Source organism: Streptomyces subrutilus (assembly GCF_008704535.1).
Taxonomy (GTDB): Bacteria; Actinomycetota; Actinomycetes; order Streptomycetales; family Streptomycetaceae; genus Streptomyces; species Streptomyces subrutilus.
Genome location: NZ_CP023701.1, coordinates 443,519 through 463,358, shown reverse-complemented (window position 1 = coordinate 463,358; position 19,840 = coordinate 443,519). Strand labels below are relative to the sequence as shown.

The following is a 19,840-nucleotide window of genomic DNA, read 5'->3' as shown; positions in this document are numbered from 1 at the left end:
GGCCGGCTACGGCGTGCGGAGCGCGACCGCCGCGCAGTGCCCGTCCGGCACCAGGACGTCGGTCAGGGTCCAGCCGGGCAGTCCGGCCGGCACCGGGCCCGAACCCACGTAGTCCGCCGCCGGGTTCTCCGACAGGCCGACCCCGAGACCTTTCAGATAGGCCTCCTTGCGGGTCCACACCCGGGTGAAGGCGGGCGGGCGTTCCGCGGAGGGGAGCACCGCCAGCTCGGCGGCCTCCCTCGGGTGCAGCACGTCCGACAGCTCCGCGATCGTGCGCAGCGGCACGACCTCCTCCACGTCCACCCCGACCGGGGCGGTGGCGAAGGCCAGCAGGCTGATGCCGGTGCAGTGCGAGAGCGAGAAGTGCAGGGCCCCGCCCGGCAGCACCGGCCGCCCGTGCGGCTCGTCGCAGTGGGCGCACGGCGCCCGTTCGACGGCCACCTCGCGCGGAGCGAGCCCCAGGTACGCGCCGAGCAGCCGGCGCAGCGCCACGTGCGCGCAGACGTACGAGTCGCGGTCGGCGGCCCGCACGAACTCGGCGGCCCGCGCCAGCTCCTGGGCGTCCAGCGTGCCCGGCGCGTGCCGGGCCGCGTGCGCCCGGTACGCGGTGGTGTCCACGAGCCACAGTCCGGGGCTCGCGCCCACCAGGACGGCCCGGGCCGGGCCGGGGTCCGACAGCCTTTCCGGGAGCAGGAGTTGCTGCGTGACGAGCGTCATGAGGGCCTCCTCAGACGGCCGCGGGGACGGGGAGCTCCACCGGCGCCGGCTGCTCGGTCCGCGCGGGGTGGCGCAGGGCGAGCACCGCGGCCAGCGGCGAGACGAAGGCGATCGCACCGCACAGCAGCCAGGTGGTCTGCACGCCCAGGACCAGCGACAGCGAGCTGAAGACGGCGATGGACAGGGGCGCGGCGCCGATGCCCGCCAGCGAGAGGGTGGACATCGCCGCGCCCATCCGGTCCTCGGGCGCGGACTGCTGGTAGAGGGTGACGATGGCCGGCCCGTTGAGCCCGGACAGCAGCCCGACGCCGGCGGCCACCGCGGTCAGCGAGGTGACGGACGGCATCAGGGCCATGACCAGGATGCCGGCGGCCAGACCCGCCCCGGTGACGACGAGGCGGACGAACATCGGGATGCGGTGGGCCATCGCGGCGCCGACCGCGCTGGAACCGAGCGCGCCCACGCTGAACGCGGCCAGCACCACGCCCACCGCGCTCACCCCCCAGCCCCGCTCGGACACCAGCAGCGGCAGCGCCACCTCGGCGGGCCAGCTGAAGGCCAGGTCCAGGCAGAGGGCCGCGACGAACATCCAGCGCAGCCGGGGGTTGCCCGCCAGCAGCCGGAACCCGTCGCCGGAGCGCTTGACGAGGGAGACGCCGGGTTCCGGCTCCGGCCGGACGAACCCGTGGGTGACGTGCAGCAGGCAGCCGAGCCAGATCGCGCCGGTGACGGCGCCGACCACCATGGCCAGCCACAGTTCCCCGACGGTGATCAGGAAGGCCCCGGCCGGGGCCCCGAGGATGGGCGCGACGCGCAGCACCATCGCGTAGAGGGAGTTCGCGCGGGCCAGTTGGTCACCGCGGGCGAACATCGGGAGCAGTACGCCCGAGGCCGGTCCGGCGAGCCCGAGCAGCACCCCCTCCACCAGCGCGATCACCACCAGCGGCCACAGCGACTGGGTGGTCGCGGTGACCAGGGCGCCGCCGGCCAGCAGCAGGACCCGGGCCGCCGTGGTGCGCAGCAGGACGAAGCGCGGGCCGAGGGTGTCGGCCACCGCCCCGCCGAAGATCAGCATGAGGGCGCGGGGCACGGTCGCGGCGAGCATCAGCAGGGTGACCGCGCGGGTCCCGCCGATCTCGACCGCCGTCCAGTTCATGGCGATGAGCAGGGCGAAGCTGCCGAGCTGCACGGCGGCCTGGCCGCCGACGAGGGAGCCGACCCGGCCCCACTGGACCGGTTGCTGCGCCTGCGCTGCGGGGGTGTCCATGGTGTACCTGTTCTCTGCGAGGGCGAAGGGGCGAAGGGGGAGAGGGGCGGGCGGAGGGTGCCGAAGGGTTCGGAGGGGCCGGAGGCGGTTTCAGGCGTCGTGCGGGCGGGCCAGGGCGGCGGCGACGGCGCGGCGGGCGGCGCGGGCCAGATCGACGGTGCGGGGTGCGGAGCCGTACGTCCGCAGCTCCAGGTGGCCGCCGAGATGGCCGAGCCCGGCTTCGCCGAGGGCCCGGGCCGCGGCCGCGGCCGCCGGAGTGACGCAGCCGGCCCCGGCGGCCGGGGCGACGGTCACCCCCGGGATCTCCGAGAGCCGGAACCGCGCCCGCACGCAGGCGGCGCCGCGTGCGCCGAGCCGGTCGCGGCCGAGCGGCGGCCGGGAGTGCGCACCGCCGGTCCGGCCCGGCCGGGCCCGGCGGCCGGCAGGGGCCGCGGGCGGCTCCCGCCGGGGCCCGCTCATGCCCGGTTCCCGAGCGGCAGGGGGTGCGCCCCGGCGTCGGCCGGGGTGTCCACGGGCCACAGGTCCTGCGGGTCCAGATCGCCCACCCGGTACTTGCCGACCGCGCTCACCAGCAGCCGCAGCTCCAGTGCCAGGGCCTCCACCAGCCGGACGAGGCCCGCCTCCGCGTCCTCGTCCACGGCCAGCAGCGCCGCCCGGCCCAGGCCCACCGCGCTCGCGCCCAGCGCGAGCGCCCGCACCGCGCGGCCGCCCTCCCAGATCCGCCCGGTGGCGAGCAGGTCCCCGGCCGGCCTGCCGATCCGGCGCAGGCACTCCCCGAGCGGCAGGCCCACCTGGTCGAGGAATACGCGGGGCGCCCACCCGGTGCCGCCCTCGGCGCCGTCCACGGTGACCGCGTCGGCGCCCGCGGCCCAGGCCGTGGCCGCCGCGAGGGCGATGTCCCGGCCGGGGTGGAACTTGACCCAGGTGCGGGCCAGCGGGAAGTTGTTCCGCATGAACCGCAGTTGCTGACGGACGATCTCCTCGGTGAAGGTCCCGGGGGTCGCGCACCGCAGCCGCCGTCCGGCGCCGGTGCCCGTGCCGCCGCCGTCGGCACCGGCACCGGCCCCGGCCCCGTCGCCCAGGAGGTCCCGTACGGCGAACTGCCCGGACAGCCGCCCGGCCTCCGCCGCGCTCACCACCGTCATCCCGCCGAGACCCGGCTTGGCGCCCTGGCCGACCTTCAGCTCGAAGCCCAGCCGGCCGGAGTCCCGCAGCGCCCGTGTCCCCGGGTCGCTGTAGAGGAGGTTCCACACCTCGGAGTCGGCGTCCTCGGTGGACTGCTGCACCACCACGCCGCCGACCCCGTCCGGGAGCTCCTGCGCGTACGCCGCCACCCGCTCCAGCAGCGCAGAGCGCGTGGTTCCGCCCTCGCCGCCCCGGCTGTAGCCGTGCACCGGCACCATGTTCTCGCCGATCACCATCGGGATGCCCAGCCGCGCCGCCTGCCGGCCCGCCGCCACCCCGAGGTCGCCGCTGCCGGCCCGGGTCGAGCCGAACGCCGAGAGGTAGAGCGGGAGCAGGGCGTCGAAACCGCCGACCGGGGTGCGCAGGTCCACGTCCTCGTACGACGGCTCCCGGCCCAGGTCGATGAGCTTCTCCAGCCGCCGCGGCATGAACACCGGCGGCACGATCCGCAGTGCGTCCAGCGCGTCCGGCAGCGGTGCCCCGGCCCCGGCGGGCCCGTACGCGCCGTCGCCGGTACCCGGCCCCGCCGCCCCGAAGAGCCGCGCCCCGTAGGCGTCCGCGGGCGGGAAGACCTCGGCCGTCCCGGCCCGCGCCCGCGCCCGTACCGCCCGCTCGGGGAAGCCCGGCGCATCCAGTGCGCCCGGTGCGCCCGGTGCGCCCGGTCCGTTCGGCGCGCTCACGGCGCGATCACCCCCGGCAGCTTCGGGTAGGCGCTGACCTGCCAGAGCGCGTCCAGCCCGGTCAGGAACCGCACGAGGCGCTGCAGCCCCATCCCGAAGCCGGCACTGGGCTCGATGCCCTCGCGCGCCAGGTCCAGGTACCAGGCGTACTTGGCCGGGTTCTCGCCGCTCTCCCGCATGCGGGTGACGATCGTCGCGTATCCGGACTCGCGCTCGCTGCCGCTGACCAGTTCGCCGAAACCGCCGTGCGCGATCAGGTCGAAGTTGCGCAGCACGCCCGGACGTTCGGGATCCTCGCGGTCGTAGAACCCGCGCGACCCCTTGGGGTAGTCGTTGATGAAGAACGGACGGTCCGCCTCCAGGGAGAGGACCTTCTCGCCCGCCCAGTCGATCTCCGCGTCCGGGCTCTGCGGATGCCCCTGCCCGAGCAGCCTGGCCACCGCCTCCTCGTGGGTGCAGGAATCGAACTTCCCCGACCGCAGCTCAGCGAAGTCCAGCTCGTCGCGACCGAGTTCGCGCAGCACCTCGGGAACGGCCGTCCACACGTGCTCCACCACGTGCGTCAGCAGCCCGGCCGCGATCTCCTGCGCGTCGGCGCGGCTGCCGCCCGCCAGTTCCACGTCGATCTGGTGGAACTCCACCAGGTGCCGCCCCGTGCCGGCCGTCTCCGGCGGTTCCACCCGGACGTTCGGCGCGATGTAGAAGAGCCGCGGAAAGCCCTTCAACGAGGCCTGCTTGTAGAGGATCGCGCTGGTCATGAGCTTGTACGGCTGCCCGTAGTAGTCGACGTCCAGCGCCTTCGCGCCGCGCCCGCCCGGGTCGGTGACCGGGCCCACCAGCGGTGGCAGCAGCTCCACGAAGCCCTCGCCGCGCAGGAACCGCCGCGCCGCGTGGAGGGCTTCCTGCTGCACGAGCATCGCGGACCGCAGCTGCGGCGAGCGCAGGTGCTCGCCGAGCGGGGGAGGGGTCTGCAGGTCCATGTCGGCTCCTGTTCGTAGAAGTACGGGTACGCAAAGGGGTGGGTCGCACACCGGTGGGTCGCAAACGGGCGGCGGGACGGGGTGTGCGGAGGGCGTCGCGCGGGCCCCGCCGAGGCCCGGACCGGCTGGTCCGGCCGCCCCGTCGGGCGCCGCGGCCCCGGCGGCCTGCGCCCCGTCCGATCGGCGCTGCGGCTGCTCGCGCGGCCTCTCGTGGGGCTGCTCGTGGGGCGCGTCGTACCGCCCGGCGACGCCGCCCAGGGCCGCCAGCAGCCCGTCCGAGGTCATCGCCGGCGCGCGGGCCGGGGCCCGCCGGCCGGCGGCGTACGGGGCCACCGGCATCGCGCCGGTCCGCGACCAGCGCAGCCGGCCGTCGGCGGCGACGAAGCTGCGCGAGCGCCCCGCGTTGTCGGGGTGCAGGCAGTACGGCACGTCCAGCACGCCCCGTGCGAAGGCCGTGCGCAGGGCCCGTCCCGGGTCGTCGCCGAGCTCCAGCACGGCCTCGACGAACGCCCGGGCCTCCCGGTACACCTCGCTGTCCGCCGACCGCTCCGGCTCCCGCCCGGGCGCGGTGAGCGCCGCGGCCGCCGCGGCCGTCTCCAGCGCCCGTACGTTCTCCGCCACGGTCGGGATCCGGTGGGCCTCGGCGGCGGTCTTCACGATCAGGCGCTGCGCGCCGGCCGTCACGGCCAGCCGCGCGGAGGCCTCCAGCAGCCGGGTCGCCCCGCGCTCGGTGTGCGGGAAGACGCCCATGTAGGTGTAGAGGACGACGTGCCGCTCCACGTCCCGCGGCAGGAACTCCCCGGCCAGCCGGCGCAGCGCCCGAACGGCCTCGACGTCCTGGCCGGGGTCGGTCTGCTGGGCGTAGCTGAGGGAGACGCTGCGCAGGCCGTGCCGGACGAAGAACATCCCCTCCAGCAGACTGAGCGCCACGAGCAGCCCGGGCGGGCACAGCTGGCCCAGCATGCAGCCGCCGAAGCTCTCCAGGTGCGGCACCCGGCCCGCGGGCACCAGCGTGGTCAGCAGCTCGCAGGAGCGGGCCCAGTTCTCGACGGACTCGGCGAGCGGGGTGCGCCCGTAGGGCAGGCAGTACGAGACGGGTCCGCCCTCGGTGGCGTCCAGGCCGGCGGCGGCCAGGGCCCGGACGATCGCCTCGGGCCGCGAGGAGCCGTGGCGCACCTGGACCGGGAAGCCGGCGTCCAGTACGCCCGCCAGCAGCTCCCGGGTCGACTCGGCGGAATGGGTCGCGATCGGGTAGCCGTTGAGCGGCACGCCCTCGGCCAGGGCGGCCCGCGCGGCCGCGTGGTCGCCGACGCGGGTGTAGCTGTCGATGGTGAGCGTGCCGACCGTGGTGGCCACGGCCGCCTTGGTGCGCTCCAGGCCGGCCCGCATCCGGCGCGGGTCGCCGAACCCCATCCGGGGCTGCACCACGAGCTGTCCGGCCGCTGCGGCCTCCGCGACGAACGCGCCGAACGAGGGGAGGGGGGCGGGGACTGCCGGGGGGCCACGGTCGGTGCGGCGAGCGTGGCGGCGGTCATGCGACGGCCTGCGGTGCGCGGTGCGCCGCGGCTTCGAGGGCGGCCAGGTAGGCGCGCAGGGCGGCGACGTCCCCGTCGTCGAAGACGGCGTCGCAGCCCGCGTCCAGCAGGAGTCCGCGCTGTGCGGGATCGGCCTCGCCGGCCACGCCCAGCTTGCCCCCGATGACGACGGGCAGGGTGAGCCCGGCCCGCCGTACGGCGCGCACGGCGCCGAGTCCGTCCCGGTAGCCGTGCCCGTTCACACTGCTGAGGACGACGAGACCGGGCTCCTCCCGCGCGCAGGCTTCGGTCAGCAGCTCGTCCGTCACACAGGGACCCAGATTGCGGACCGGGTGCCCGAGCTCCTCCAGGAGCAGCTGCAGATAGACCAGGTTCCAGGTGTGGGAATCCGAGGCCGTACCCGCCAGCAGGATGTTCACATTCCTTCGTCGCATGCGAGAAATATAGGAAGCGATATCCCGGGCGAGGGGAAGTCGAAGCGGCAGTATGGCGGAAGTGGCCGCTTTATCGAGCGGGCCGGCAGGGCAGCGAAAAGGCCGTGCCCCGCGGATGCGGGGCACGGCCTTCTTGTCGTCCACGACGAACCGAAATGCCGACCGGGCGGCTTCCGGAGGGTCAGGAGGCGTATTGCGTGACGAGGCTCTTCGGCCGGATGTCCGTCCAGTTGCGCTCCACGTAGGCGAGGGCGTCCGCCCGGGTTCCCGGGCCCCAGACTCCCTCCCAGCCTGCGGGGACGTCGGCGAACCCGGGCCACAGCGAGTGCTGGCCCTCGGCGTTGACCACGACGTGGAACGTTCCCTCGGTGTCGTCGAAAGGATTGGTCATGACAGGCTCCTCAATTTCTCGGAAAGGATACGGCCGATCAGGGCAAGCGGTTCGGGTTCGCCCATTCTGGTGTGCGGGACCCCGATGATGTGGTTCTCCACGCGGCCTTCCACGAAGGGAATCCAGTGCTGCGCGAGAGTGTTCTCCGTTTCCCCGTCCTCAATGGCCGCCAGGAAGAGCATGTCGGTGGCCACGGGGCGCGGGGCGTACAGGTTCATGATTTCGGCGTGGTTGATGGACGCGCCGATCACGGAGCGGATCTCCGCGTCCGAGAAGGCCCCGAGCACCGGGTCCTTGAGCCGCACCAGGCCGATCAGCGCGTCGACGTCGAAGGGTGCGTCGGCCGGCTCGCCGGTGGCGTCCCCGACCAGCATGTCCCGCTTCTGCGCCGGGGTCATCCGGCGGCGCACCGGCTCGGTGGGCAGCAGGTGCACGTCCATCATGGCCAGCAGGTCGGTGCGCTCGCCCAGCTCCGCCAGGCGCGCGGCCAGCGCGTGGGCGACCGTGCCGCCGAAGGACCAGCCCAGGAAGCGGTACGGGCCGTGCGGCTGGACCTCGCGGATGAGCGGCAGGTAGTCCGCCACCATCTCCTCGACCGACTCGGGGGAGTGGCCGAGCTCGCTCAGCGCCCTCGCCTGGACGGCGTACAGCGGCTGGTCGGGCCCCAGGTGCTGGGCCAGGCCCGCGTACGGCCAGCCGACACCGGTGCCGGGGTGGATGCAGAACAGCGGCGCCCGCGACCCGCGGGTGCTCAGCGGCAGCAGGACCCCCATCGGGTCGAAGCCGGTCGGCTCGTCGCCCAGCAGCCCGGCCACGGTCGGCGTCCGGAACAGGTCGCGGACCCCGCGCTCCAGCCCCAGCACCGTGCGCATCCGGCTCACCAGGCGCACCCCCAGCAGCGAATGCCCTCCCAGGCCGAAGAAGTTGTCGTCGATGCCGACCCCCTCCACGCCCAGGATCTCGGCGAAGAGCCCGCACAGGACCTCCTCCCGCGGGGTGCGCGGGGGGCGCCCTGAGGGGCGGGCGGCCGGAGCGGGCGCCGGCAGCGCCCCGCGGTCCGGTTTGCCGTTCACGGTCAGCGGGATGGCGTCCAGGAGCACCGCGGCCGACGGGACCATGTGCTCGGGGAGTTCGCCCGCCGCCCAGCGCAGCAGTTCGCCGGTGGTCAGGCCGTGGCCGGCGCGCGGTACGGCGTACGCGACGAGCCGCTTGCCGCCCGGGCCGTCCTCGAACACGACCACCGCGACCCGGCCGACGCCCGGGTGCCGGGCCAGGGTCTCCTCGATCTCGCCGGGCTCGATGCGGAACCCTCGCAGCTTGACCTGTCCGTCGGCCCGGCCGATGAACCGCAGTTCGCCCGCCGGGGTCCAGTGCACCAGGTCGCCGGTGCGGTACATCCGCCCGCCGTCCGCGCCGAACGGGTCGGCGACGAACCGCTCCGACGTCAGCCCGGGACGCCCGAGGTAGCCGCGGGCCACCTGGGTGCCCGCGAGGTACATCTCTCCGGCCACCCCGATCGGCACCGGCCGCAACCGGGCGTCCAGGACGTGGACGCGGGTGTTGTCCAGCGCCGCCCCGAGGAACACCCCCGGCAGCGTGCGCCCGGCACCCGCCGGGATGCGCTGCTGGTGGGAGGCGAAGGTGGTCTCGGTCGGTCCGTAGGAGTGGACCAGCGCGGTGTCGGGGCAGTGGTCCAGGACGCGCTGGAGGGCGCTGGGGGAGGCGACGTCGCCACCCGTCCACACCTCGTCCAGGAGCTTGAGGGTGTCCAGGCCCTCGTCCGCCATGATGTGGAAGAGGCCCATCGTGAAGTAGGCGGCGGTCACCTCGTAGGTGCGGACGGCGTGGTCGAGTTCGGCGACGTCGGTTCCGTCGCCCGGTGCGATCACCAGTTGGCCGCCGCTCAGCAGCGGCACCCACAGCTCGTAGGTGGAGGCGTCGAAGCCGATCGCCGAATGGACCAGCATGCGGCGGTGGTTGGCCCGGTTCCAGCAGCGGTCGGTGACCAGCTCCACCACGTTGCGGTGGGTGACCCCGACGCCCTTGGGCCGGCCCGTGGAGCCGGAGGTGAACATCACGTACATCAGCGCGTCCTCGCCGACCACGACCGCCGGGTCCGACACGTCCGCCGCGTCCGCGCCGTCCGTCCGGTCCTGCGCCGGGTCCGCCGTCAGCACCCGCACGCCGGCCGAGGCCTCCCGGCGCACCGCGGGCTTGTCGAGGTGGGCGCCCTCGGTCAGCAGGACCTCCCCGGCCACGTCCTCCATGATCATGCGGACCCGGGCGTCGGGCAGCCGCGGATCGAGCGGCACGTAGGCGGCGCCGCACTTGAGCACGGCCAGCACCGCCACCAGCAGCTGCGGCGTGCGGTCCATCAGCACGCCGACCGCGCCCTCCCGGCGCACCCCGGCCGCGATCAGCCGGTGGGCCAGGGCGTTGGCGCGGGCGTCCAGCTCCGCGTAGGTGAGCGTCTCCTCCTCGTACGACACCGCGATCCGGTCCGGGGTGCGGCGGGCCCGGGCCGCGAACACCTCGTGCACCGGACCGCGCCCGGACCGCGGGGTCGCCGTGTCGTTGTACTCGGTCAGCAGCCGGAACTCCTCCTCCGCGGAGAGCAGTGCGACGTCCCCGATGCGCTGCGCCGGGTCCGCGGCCACCGCCCGCAGGGTGCGGGCCAGGTGCGCCGCCAACTGGGCCGCGGTCGCCTCGTCGTACAGGTCCGTCGCGTACTCCAGTACGCCGTCCAGCCCGGCCGCGGCCCCGTCGGCGGTCCGCGCCTCCTGGAGCGAGACCGTCAGGTCGAACTTGGTGAACCCGGACACCGCCCCGAGCGGGGTCCCGGCGAACACCGCGTCCGGCGGCGTCGGCGGCTCGGCCGGCTGCACCTGGACGACCGCCTGGACCAGCGGGTGGTGGGCGGTGGAGCGGACCGGGTTCAGCTGCTCCACCACCAGGTCGAAGGGCAGGTCCTGGTGGGCGAAGGCGGCCAGGTCGGTGTCCCGCACCCGCCGGAGCAGCTCGTCGAAGCGCGGGTCGCCGGAGGTGTCGCAGCGCAGGACGAGGGTGTTGACGAAGAAGCCGACCAGGTCGTTCAGCGCCTCGTCGTCGCGCCCCGCGACCACCGTGCCCAGCGGCAGGTCGGTGCCGGCCCCGTGCCGGGTCAAGGTGGCCGCCAGCGCCGCCTGGACCACCATGAACAGGGTGGCCCCGTGGTCCAGGGCGAGCCGCTCCAGCCGGGCGTGGGTGGCGGCGTCCAGGGCGAGCGGCGTCGCGGCCCCCCGGTGCGAGGCCTCGGCGGGCCGGGTGCGGGCGGCGGTGAGGGACAGCACCGGGGGCGCGTCGGCCAGGGTCCGCTTCCAGAAGGCGACGTGCCCGGCGGCGGCCTCGCCGTCGAGGGCGGCCCGCTCCCACAGGGTGTAGTCGGCGTACTGGACCGGCAGCGGCAGCCAGCCGGGCGCCCGGCCCCGCGACCTGGCCCCGTAGGCGGTGGCCAGGTCGGCCAGCAGCGGCCCGGCGGACCAGCCGTCGGCCGCGATGTGGTGGACGAGCAGCACCAGCACCTGCCCGCCCCCCGCCACGTCGATCAGCGAGGCCCGGAAGGGCAGGTCGCGGGCCAGGTCGAAGACGTGCCCGGCCGCCGCGTCCACGGCGGCGTCCAGCTCCCCGGGGGCCGCGGCGACCCGGTCCAGCACCGGCCGGGCCGACTCCAGCACCCGCTGGTACGGGTGTCCGTCCACCGCGGGGTACACCGTCCGCAGCACCTCGTGCCGCCCGGCCACGTCCGCGAGGGCCCCGGCGAGCACGGCCGGGTCGAGCGGGCGGTCCAGCCGCAGGGCGAAGGGGATGGTGTAGGAGCGGCTCGGCCCCTCCAACTGGTCGACGAACCACAGCCGGCGCTGCGCGTACGACAGCGGCACCAGCTCCGGCCGGTCCGCCGCCGCGACCGGGACCAGCGCGGCCCGCCCGGTGTCCGCCGCCCCCCTGGCCAGCCGGACCGCCAGCAGCGCGGGCGTCGGGGCCAGGAACAGGTCGCGGATGCGGGCCTGCAGCCCGAGCACGGCCCGGATCCGGTTCACCAGCCGCACGCCCATCATGGAATGCCCGCCGACCGAGAAGAAGTTGTCGTCCGGGGCCACCCGGTCGATGCCGATCACCTCCGCGAACAGCGTGCAGAGCACCTCCTCGGCCGCCGACCCGTCCGCGGCCGAGCCGGCCGGTGCGGCCGCGGCGGCCGCGCGGGCCGCCTCCGCACGGGCCGCGGCCAGCCGGCTCCGCCGCTCCGCGAGTCCCCGCAGTTCCCCCTCGTCCAGCAGCGGCCGCGCCGACGGCGGCCCGTCCGGGTCGGCGGCGGCCCGCGCGAGGGCCCGGACGAAGACGTCCAGCAGCAGCTGCGCCGTCTCCCGGTCGAAGAGGTCCGCCGCGTACTGCCACCACACCTCCAGTCCGCCGTCGGGCGCGGCCACGCAGGAGACGCTGAGGTCGAACTTGGCCGCCTCCAGGCCCGGTTCGGCGAAGCGGCCGGTGAGGCCGCCGCCCAGCGACAGCTCCTGCCCGTCCTGCTCCTGGGCGGTCAGCATCACCTGGAAGAACGGGTTCACGGCGAGCGACCGGTCCGGCCGCAGGTGCTCCACCAGCAGGTCGAAGGGGAGCTCCTGATGCGCGTAGGCCGCCAGGTCGGCGTCCCGCGCCCGGTCCACCAGCTCGGCGTACGGGACGTCGCCGGAGACGTCGGTGCGCAGGACCAGCGTGTTCACGAAGAAGCCGACCAGGTCGTCCAGCGCCTCGTCCCCGCGCCCCGCCACCGGCGTGCCGATGGCGACGTCCGTACCCGCTCCGACCGCGGCCAGGGCCTGGGCCAGAGCCGGCTGCAGAAGCATCAGCAGGCTGGCGCCGCGCTCCTCGCCCAGCCCGGCGAGCCGGCGGAACGCGGCCGCGTCCAGCCGGGCGACGAGACCGGCCCCCTCCCCGCTGGGCTCGGCGGGCCGCGGCCGGTCGGCGGGGAGGTCCAGTACGGTCGGCATGCCCTCCAGGGCGGCCCGCCAGTGCCCGATCAACTCCTCCGGCCGCTCCAGGAGTTCGTGCTGCCACAGCGTGTAGTCGGCGTACTGGACCGGCAGCGGCTCCCAGTCGGGCGCGCCACCGGCCAGCCGGGCCCCGTACGCCCGGCCGAGGTCGCGCAGGAGCGGTCCCACCGACCAGCCGTCGGTGGCGATGTGGTGGGTCAGCAGCGCGAGGGTGGCGCCCCCGTCCCCGGTCGTGAACAGCCGGGCGCGGATCGGGAGCTGCGCGGCCAGGTCGAAGGTGCCCGCGGTGAACCCGGCCACCAGCGCGTCGACCTCCTCCGGCCGGCAGGCGCGCACCGGCAGCGGGACCGCGAGCGGCTCCAGCACGTGCTGGTACGGCTCGGAGTCGACGGCCGGGTACACGGTGCGCAGCACCTCGTGCCGCTCCACGACGTCGGCGAGCGCCGCGGCCAGCGCCTCGTGGTCCGGGACGCCGTCCAGGCGCAGCACCAGCGGCAGGTTGTAGGTGGTGGAGGGGCCCTCCAGGCCGGCCAGGAACCACAGCCGGCGCTGGGCGAAGGACAGGGGGATCCGGTCCTCGGCCGGCAGCACCACCCCGTCGAAGACGCGGTCCGCCGACGGCTCCTGCGGCGCGGGACCGCGCAGCGACTTGCGGTCGATCTTGCCGGAGGAGGTGCGGGGCAGCGCGTCCACCAGCGTCACCGCCGACGGCACGGCGGCGGCCGGCAGCTCGGCCCGCACCCGGGCGCGCAGCTCCTGCGCGCCCACCCCCTCCTCCGCGACCACGAACGCGGCCAGCCGCTTCACCCCGTCCGCGGTCTCCTGCGCCACCACGGCGGCCTCGCGGACCCCGGGGTGGGCGGTGAGCACGGACTCCACGGACGCCGGGTCCACCCGGTGCCCGTTGATCTTCACCTCGTCGTCGGCCCGGCCCCGGAAGCCGAGCTGGCCGTCCTCCCGGACGAACACCACGTCGCCGGTGCGGTACGCGCGCTCCCCGTCCAGCGCCGAGAAGCGCCGCTCCGTCAGCTCGGGCCGGCCCAGGTAGCCGAGCGCCAGGGCCCCGCCGAGCAGCCACAGTTCCCCGTCGACGACCGCGGCCCGCACGCCCGGCAGCGGCTCCCCGATCGGGACCGGGCCCCCGGGGTGGCGGGACAGGTCGGCGACGGTGGCGACGACGGTGGCCTCGGTCGGGCCGTAGGTGTTCAGCAGCCGCACCCGGTCCGGGTCCACGGCCCGGCACCACTGCGCCACCCGCTCGGGCAGCGCCGCCTCGCCGCCGATGACCACCGTGCGCAGCGCGGGCGGCAGTTCGGCCACGCCGGAGGCCAGCGCGTGCGCCAGCTCGTGCCAGTAGGCGGTGGGCAGGTCCAGGACGCTCACCCCGTGCGCGGCGCAGCCCGCCAGCAGGCCCGGGACGTCCAGCATCTCCTCGTCGCGCAGGACGAGCGCGGCGCCCGCGCCGAGGGTCAGGAAGATCTCCTCCACGCTCGCGTCGAAGTGCAGCGGGGCGAACTGGAGCACCCGGTCCTCGGCGGTGATCCCGTACCGGACGGTCGCGCCCGCGGTGAAGTGCGCGAGGGCGGCGTGCCCGACGGCCACGCCGTTCGGCGTTCCGGTCGAACCGGAGGTGTAGATCACGTACGCGGTGCCCGGCGGGACGCCGGGGCCGGGCAGGACGGTCTCGCCGTCCGCGGCGGCGACCTCCCGTCCGGCGCAGTCGGCGAGGATGGCGGCCGTCCGGGCGGCCGGGGCGCCGGGGTCCAGCGGCAGGTAGGCGGCACCGGTGCGCAGGGCCGCCAGCAGGCCCACGACGGCCTCGATGCCGCGCGGCCGGTGCACGGCCACCAGCCGCCCGGGGCCGGCGCCCTCGGCGGCCAGCTCCTCGGCGCGCAGCGCCACCGCCAGGGCCAGCTGCCCGTACGTCATCCGGCGCCGGCCGTGCACCAGGGCGGTCTGCTCGGCGCCGTCGGCGACCCGGGAGTCGATCCGTTCGAGCACCGGCGGCGCCGGGGCGATCGCCGGTCCGCCGTCCAGGACGGCGGAGACGGTGGGGGCGGTCGAGGGCATCGCGGGGCCTCCAGGCGAGGGGACGGGTGCGGAGAGGACTCCGTGTGCCACCACGCTAGGCACCCCGCCCCGCTCCGGCGGGCAGTCCCCGCGGCAGCTTCCGCACCCCCGCCCTGCCGCCCCGAACTGCCGCCCCGAACCGCCGCCGACGAGCGGCGCCGTGCCGTGGGACGCACCGCCGCCCGGCGGGCGGGCGGGGCCGTTCCGGGCGGGGTGGCCGGGGGAGCGGGGAGCGCACGCGGGGAGGGGGCGGCCGGGCGGTGTGCTCCGCCCCGCCGCCCCCTGCCCCGCCGCCGTCCCGGGGGCCTACGGCTGGCGGACCCGGGAGCCCGCCCGGGTGCGGCGGCGCAGGGCCGGGGGCGGGGTGGGCGGCGTCGGGGGGACCGCCGTCAGCAGCGCGGCCAGCCGGGCCGGGGTCGGGTGCCGGAACACCTCGCGCAGGGTGAGCTCGCGGCCCAGTTCCGCCTTGACCCGGTTCACCAGCCGTACCGCCAGCAGCGAATGGCCGCCGGACTTGAAGAAGTTGTCGTCCGGGCCGAGCTGGCCCCGCTCCAGCACCTCCGCGAACAACCGCAGCAGGGAGGCCGCCAGCCGCTCGTCCGCGCCGGCCCCGGCCGCCTGCCCGGCCACCTGCTCCGCCGGGTCCGTCCCGGCCGCCGACCGCAGGTGCACCACCGACGGGACCGCGTACTCCGGCAGCCGTTCCGCGGCCCACTCCTGGAGCCCCGCCTCCGTGACCGCCCCCGCCGCGTACGCGACGAGCCGGCCCTCCTCGACCCCCGCCCGTACGTCGGTGACCTCCGGATGCCGCCCGAGCACCTCCGCCACGTGGCCGACGTCGATCCGGTAGCCGCCGGCCACCGGCCGCTCCCCGCGCCGGTCGGCCGGCGCGGGCAGGTCCCCGACGCGCTGCCCGGGATCGGCGGCGAACAGCTCCAGCGCCGCCACCAGCAGACCGGCCAGGCGGCCCGCACCCGCCTCCCCGTACAGATCGGTCGCGTACTCCAGCACCCCGTCCAGACCGCCGCCGGGCCGCTCGGTCAGCGCGAAGGTCAGGTCCGCCTTGGCCGTGGCCGACCCGTACGAGAGTTCCGTCCCGGCCAGCGGCCCGCCGGCAGCGCCCGCGTTCCCGGCCGGGTTCACCTGGAGCATCACCTGCACCAGCGGATGGTGCGCGGCCGAGCGGTGCGGGTTCAGGTGCTCCACCAGCCGGTCGAACGGCAGGTCCTGGTGCTCGTACGCGGCCAGGCCCGCCTCCCGCACCCGCCCCAGCAGCTCCTCGAACGTCGGGTCGCCGCCCGTGTCGGTGCGCAGCACCAGCGTGTTCACGAAGAAGCCCACCAGCCCCGACAGCGCGTCGTCCGCGCGCCCGGCCACCGTGGTGCCGAGCGCCAGGTCGGTGCCCGCCCCGAGCCGGGTCAGGGCGGCGGCCAGCGCCGCCTGCACCACCATGAACAGGGTGGCCCCGTGCCCGTGCGCCAGCCGGACCAGCCGCAGGTGCGTGTCGGGGGACACCGCGAAGCCCGTGAGCGCCCCCTTCCCCGAGGGCTCGGCCGGCCGGTGCCGGTCCGCGGGCAGGTCGAGCAGCGGCGGGAGCCCGCGCAACGCCCCCTCCCAGTGGGCGAGGTCGGCAGCGGCCCCGGCGAGCAGCTCCCGCTGCCACAGCGTGTAGTCCGCGTACTGGAGCGGCAGCGGGTCCCAGTCGGGCGCCCGTCCGGCCGCCCTCGCCCCGTACGCGGCGGCCAGGTCCGCCAGCAGCGGCCCGGTGGACCAGCCGTCCGCCGCGATGTGGTGCAGCAGCAGCACCAGGGTCTGCGGGCCCTCGCCGTCCGGCAGGAACAGCCAGGCCCGCAGCGGCAGGTCCCGCGCGAGGTCGAAGACGTGCCCGGCGGCCGCGTCCACCGCGGCCGCCACGTCCGCCGGACGCGCCAGCTCCAACTGCGGCCGGGCCCCCTCCAGCACCCGCTGGTACGGCTCGCCGCCCTCCACCCCGTACACCGTGCGCAGCACCTCGTGCCGCGCGGCGACATCGGCCAGCGCCTCCGCCAGCGCCGCCGGGTCGAGCGGCCGGTCCAGCCGCCTCACCAGCGCGATGTTGTACGTCGGCGAGGGGCCCTCCAACTGGTCCACGAACCACAGCCGGCGCTGCGCGTACGACAGCGGCAGCCGCTCGGGCCGCTGCGCCACGGCCGTCGGCGCCGGGCGGTCCACGGCGCGGGCCGAGCCCAGCCGCCGGTGCAGGGCGCTCGCCGTGGGCGCCAGGAACAGGTCCCGGATGCCGGCCTCCACGCCCAGTACGGCCCGTACGCGGTTGACGAGCTTGCTGGCCAGCAGGGAATGCCCGCCGGACTTGAAGAAGTTGGCGTCGGCGGCCATCCGCTCGCGGCCCAGCACCTGCGCGAACAGCCCGCACAGGATCTCCTCCCGCGGGGAGAGCTCCGCCGCCGGGGAGACCGGCCGCGACCCGGGCTCCGGCCGTACGGCGGCCGCCACCCGGTCCCCGCGCTCCGCCAGCCCCCGCCGCTCCGGCTCCGTCAGCAGCCCGAGCTCGCCCAGCCGGGTCTCCGGCGAGGCGGCGAAGGCGCGCAGCGCCCGTACGTACACGTCCAGGAGCAGCCGGGCCGTCCCGGCGTCGAACAGGTCCTCGGCGTACTGCAGGTGCACGTCCAGGCCGCCCGGCCCGCCGTCGGGGCCGCGCCGCCCGGCGCAGTGGACGCTGAGGTCGAACTTGGCCGCGCCCAGGTCGGTGCTGGTGGCCCGGCCGCCCACCGGGCCGAGCCGCACCCGGTCGTCGGCGGCCTCCTGCACGGTCAGCATGACCTGGAAGAAGGGGTGCTCGCCCAACGCCCGGCCCGGCTCGGCGAAGTTCTCCACCAGCACGTCGAACGGCAGGTCCTGGTGGTCGAAGGCGGCCAGGTCCGCGTCCCGCACCCGCTCCACGAGCGTGCCGACCGCCGGGTCGCCGGACAGGTCCGTGCGCAGCACCAGGGAGTTGACGAAGCAGCCGACGAGGTCGTGCAGGTCCTGGTCGGCCCGGCCCGCCACCGGCGTCCCGATCGCCAGGTCCTCACCGCCGCCGGTCGCCGACAGGGCCGCCGCCAGCGCCGACCGGGCCACCATGAACAGGCTGGCCCGCCGCCCGCGCGCCAGACCCAGCAGGGCCCGGTGCGCGTCGGCGTCCAGCTCCGCCGACACCGTCACCGCCCGCCCCGACGGCTCGGCCGGGCGCGGCCGGTCCACGGGCAGCGCCGTCCGGGCCGGCAGCCCGTCCAGCGCCGCCTTCCAGAACCCGAGCAGCGCCTCCGGCGCGGCGAGCAGCTCGCGCTGCCACAGGGCGTAGTCGGCGTACTGCACCGGCAGCGCCCGCCACCGCGGGGCCCGCCCGGCGCAGCGCGCCGCGTAGGCCTCGTCGAGGTCGCGCAGCAGCGGGGCCAGCGACCATCCGTCGGTGGCGATGTGGTGCACCAGCAGGACCAGCACCGAGCCGCCGTCCCCGGGGACGAACAGCCGCGCCCTGAACGGCGGCCGCGCCCCCAGGTCGAAGGTCTCCCGGCCGAAGGCGGCCGTCAGGGCCGCCGTCCGCCCGGGCGCGCAGTGCGCCACCTCCAGCAGCCCGGCCGCCGCCCCGTCCAGCACCCGCTGGTACGGTTCGCCGCCCTCGGAGCCGTACACGGTGCGCAGCACCTCGTGCCGTTCCACCAGATCGCCCAGGGCCGCCGCCAGCGCCTCGCGGTCCGGGACCGCGTCCAGCCGCAGCACCAGCGGCGCGTTGTACGTCGCCGAGGGCCCCTCGATCCGGCCCAGCAGCCACAGCGCCCGCTGGGCCGCCGACAGCGGGAGCCGCTCGGGCCGCTCCGCCGCCGGGGACAGCGCCGGACGGGTCGCCGCCGCGCCGCCCAGTTCGGCGAGCCGCCGGTGCAGGGCGGTCGGGGTCGGCGCGAGGAACAGGTCCCGGATGCCCAGCTCCAGGCCGAGCGCGCCGCGGACCCGGTTGACGAGCTTGCTCGCGAGCAGGGAATGCCCGCCGGACTTGAAGAAGTTGGCGTCGGCGGCCAGCGCCTCCCGGCCCAGCACCTCCGCGAACAGCCCGCACAGGATCTCCTCCCGCGGCGAGAGCACGTCGCGGCGCACCGGGGCGGCCGGCGCCACGGCCCCGCCGGGAAGGGCGGCCAGCCGCTCCCGCCGCCCGGCCAGCTCCCGTGCCTCCGGCCCGGTCAGCAGTCCGAGCGCGCCCAGCCGGGTCCGCGGCGAGGCCGCGAAGGCGCGCAGCGCCCGTACGTACGCCTCCAGCAGCAGCCGCGCCGTCGGTTCGTCGAAGAGGTCCCGTGCGTACTGGAGGGCGATGTCGAGGCCGTCCGGGGCGCCGTCCGCGGTGTGCCGCTCCGCGCAGTACCAGGTGAGGTCGAACTTGGCGGCGTCCAGGCCCACGTCCGCGAGGCGCCCGCCGATCGCGCCCAGCCCCACGGGGCCGGGCGGGCCGCCGTTCGCGTCCACGGTCAGCATCACCTGGAAGAACGGGTGGTGCCCCAGGGCCCGTTCCGGCGCGAGCCGCTCCACCAGCACGTCGAACGGCAGCTCCTGGTGCTCGTACGCCGCGAGGTCCGCGTCCCGGACCCGGACCAGCAGCTCGGCCACGGTCGGATCGCCCGACAGATCGGTGCGCAGGGCGAGGGAGTTGACGAAGAAGCCGACGAGCTCGTACAGGTCCTCGTCGGGCCGCCCCGCCACGGGAGCCCCGATCAGCACGTCGTCTCCGGCGCCGGCGGCGGACAGCGCCGCCGCCAGCGCGGCCCGGGCCGCCATCGTGAGGCTGGCCCGGTGCGAGCGGGCCAGGTCGAGCAGCCCGCGGTGGGCCGCCGGGTCCAGCCGGGCGGTCACCGTGGCGCCCCGGCCCGAGGGCTCCGCCGGGCGCGGCCGGTCGGCGGGCAGGGCGATCAGGGCCGGTGCGCCGGCCAGGACGCCCCGCCAGTGCTCCGCCTGCTCGTGGGCCAGGCTCTCCGGGTCGGCCGGGTCGCCGAGCAGCTCGCGCTGCCACTGGCTGTAGTCCGCGTACTGCACCGGCAGCGGCTCCCAGCCGGGCGCCCGGCCGGCCAGCCGGGCCGCGTAGGCCAGGGACAGGTCGCGCAGCAGGGGACGGACGGACCACCCGTCGGTGGCCACGTGGTGGATCAGCAGCACCAGTACCGAGGTCCCGTCACCCGGGAGCAGCAGCCGGGCCCGCAGCGGCGCCTCGGCGGTCACGTCGATCGCCTGCCGCGTGAACGCGGCGACGGCCGCGTCCACGCCGCCCGGCGCGCAGTGCCCGGTGGTCGGCCCGGGAACGGCGGCCGCGTCCAGCACCCGCTGGTACGGCTCCGCGTCCGTCCCGGCCGGCAGGACGGTGCGCAGCACCTCGTGCCGCTCCACGACGTCGGCCAGCGCCGCGCCGAGGGCACCGGCGTCGGGCTCCGCGTCCAGGTGCAGCACCACGGGGGCGTTGTACGCGGCCGACGGGCCGTGCAGGCGGCCCAGGAACCACAGCCGGCGCTGCGCGAACGACAACGGGATCTCGGTCATG

Annotated in this window: 9 protein-coding genes; all 9 read right to left on the bottom strand. The window is 76.4% G+C overall.

Annotated features, from left to right (window positions below):
* Positions 1-6 precede the first annotated feature (6 nt).
* Positions 7-717 (bottom strand): 4'-phosphopantetheinyl transferase family protein, encoded by a 711-nt coding sequence (locus CP968_RS01980; RefSeq protein WP_150516327.1) that lies wholly within the window; start codon positions 715-717, stop codon positions 7-9.
* Positions 718-727: 10 nt separating this feature from the next.
* Positions 728-1,984 carry an MFS transporter gene (locus CP968_RS01975; protein WP_150516326.1) on the bottom strand — a complete coding sequence of 419 codons (1,257 nt, stop codon included), beginning with the start codon at positions 1,982-1,984 and terminating at the stop codon, positions 728-730.
* A gap of 90 nt (positions 1,985-2,074) precedes the next feature.
* Positions 2,075-2,443 (bottom strand): hypothetical protein, encoded by a 369-nt coding sequence (locus CP968_RS01970; RefSeq protein WP_150516325.1) that lies wholly within the window; start codon positions 2,441-2,443, stop codon positions 2,075-2,077.
* On the bottom strand, positions 2,440-3,849 hold the full coding sequence (locus CP968_RS01965) for a glutamate synthase-related protein (RefSeq protein WP_208835969.1): 1,410 nt from the start codon (positions 3,847-3,849) through the stop codon (positions 2,440-2,442). The genes CP968_RS01970 and CP968_RS01965 overlap by 4 nt, the downstream gene beginning before the upstream one ends.
* Entirely contained in the window at positions 3,846-6,257 is a 2,412-nt protein-coding gene (locus CP968_RS35640; protein WP_150516324.1) for an amino acid--tRNA ligase-related protein, read from the bottom strand. Before CP968_RS35640 ends, CP968_RS01965 begins: the two co-directional genes overlap by 4 nt.
* 103 nt (positions 6,258-6,360) lie before the next feature.
* Positions 6,361-6,798 carry a cobalamin B12-binding domain-containing protein gene (locus tag CP968_RS01955; protein ID WP_229885793.1) on the bottom strand — a complete coding sequence of 146 codons (438 nt, stop codon included), beginning with the start codon at positions 6,796-6,798 and terminating at the stop codon, positions 6,361-6,363.
* Between the two features lie 181 nt (positions 6,799-6,979).
* Positions 6,980-7,189: an MbtH family protein gene (locus CP968_RS01950; RefSeq protein WP_150516323.1), complete on the bottom strand. Its 210-nt coding sequence runs from the start codon at positions 7,187-7,189 to the stop codon at positions 6,980-6,982.
* Positions 7,186-14,283: a non-ribosomal peptide synthetase gene (locus CP968_RS01945; protein WP_150516322.1), complete on the bottom strand. Its 7,098-nt coding sequence runs from the start codon at positions 14,281-14,283 to the stop codon at positions 7,186-7,188. The genes CP968_RS01950 and CP968_RS01945 overlap by 4 nt, the downstream gene beginning before the upstream one ends.
* Positions 14,284-14,589: 306 nt before the next feature.
* Complete coding sequence (locus CP968_RS01940) at positions 14,590-19,839, bottom strand: condensation domain-containing protein (RefSeq protein ID WP_229885791.1); 5,250 nt, start codon at positions 19,837-19,839, stop codon at positions 14,590-14,592.
* Position 19,840 lies beyond the last annotated feature (1 nt).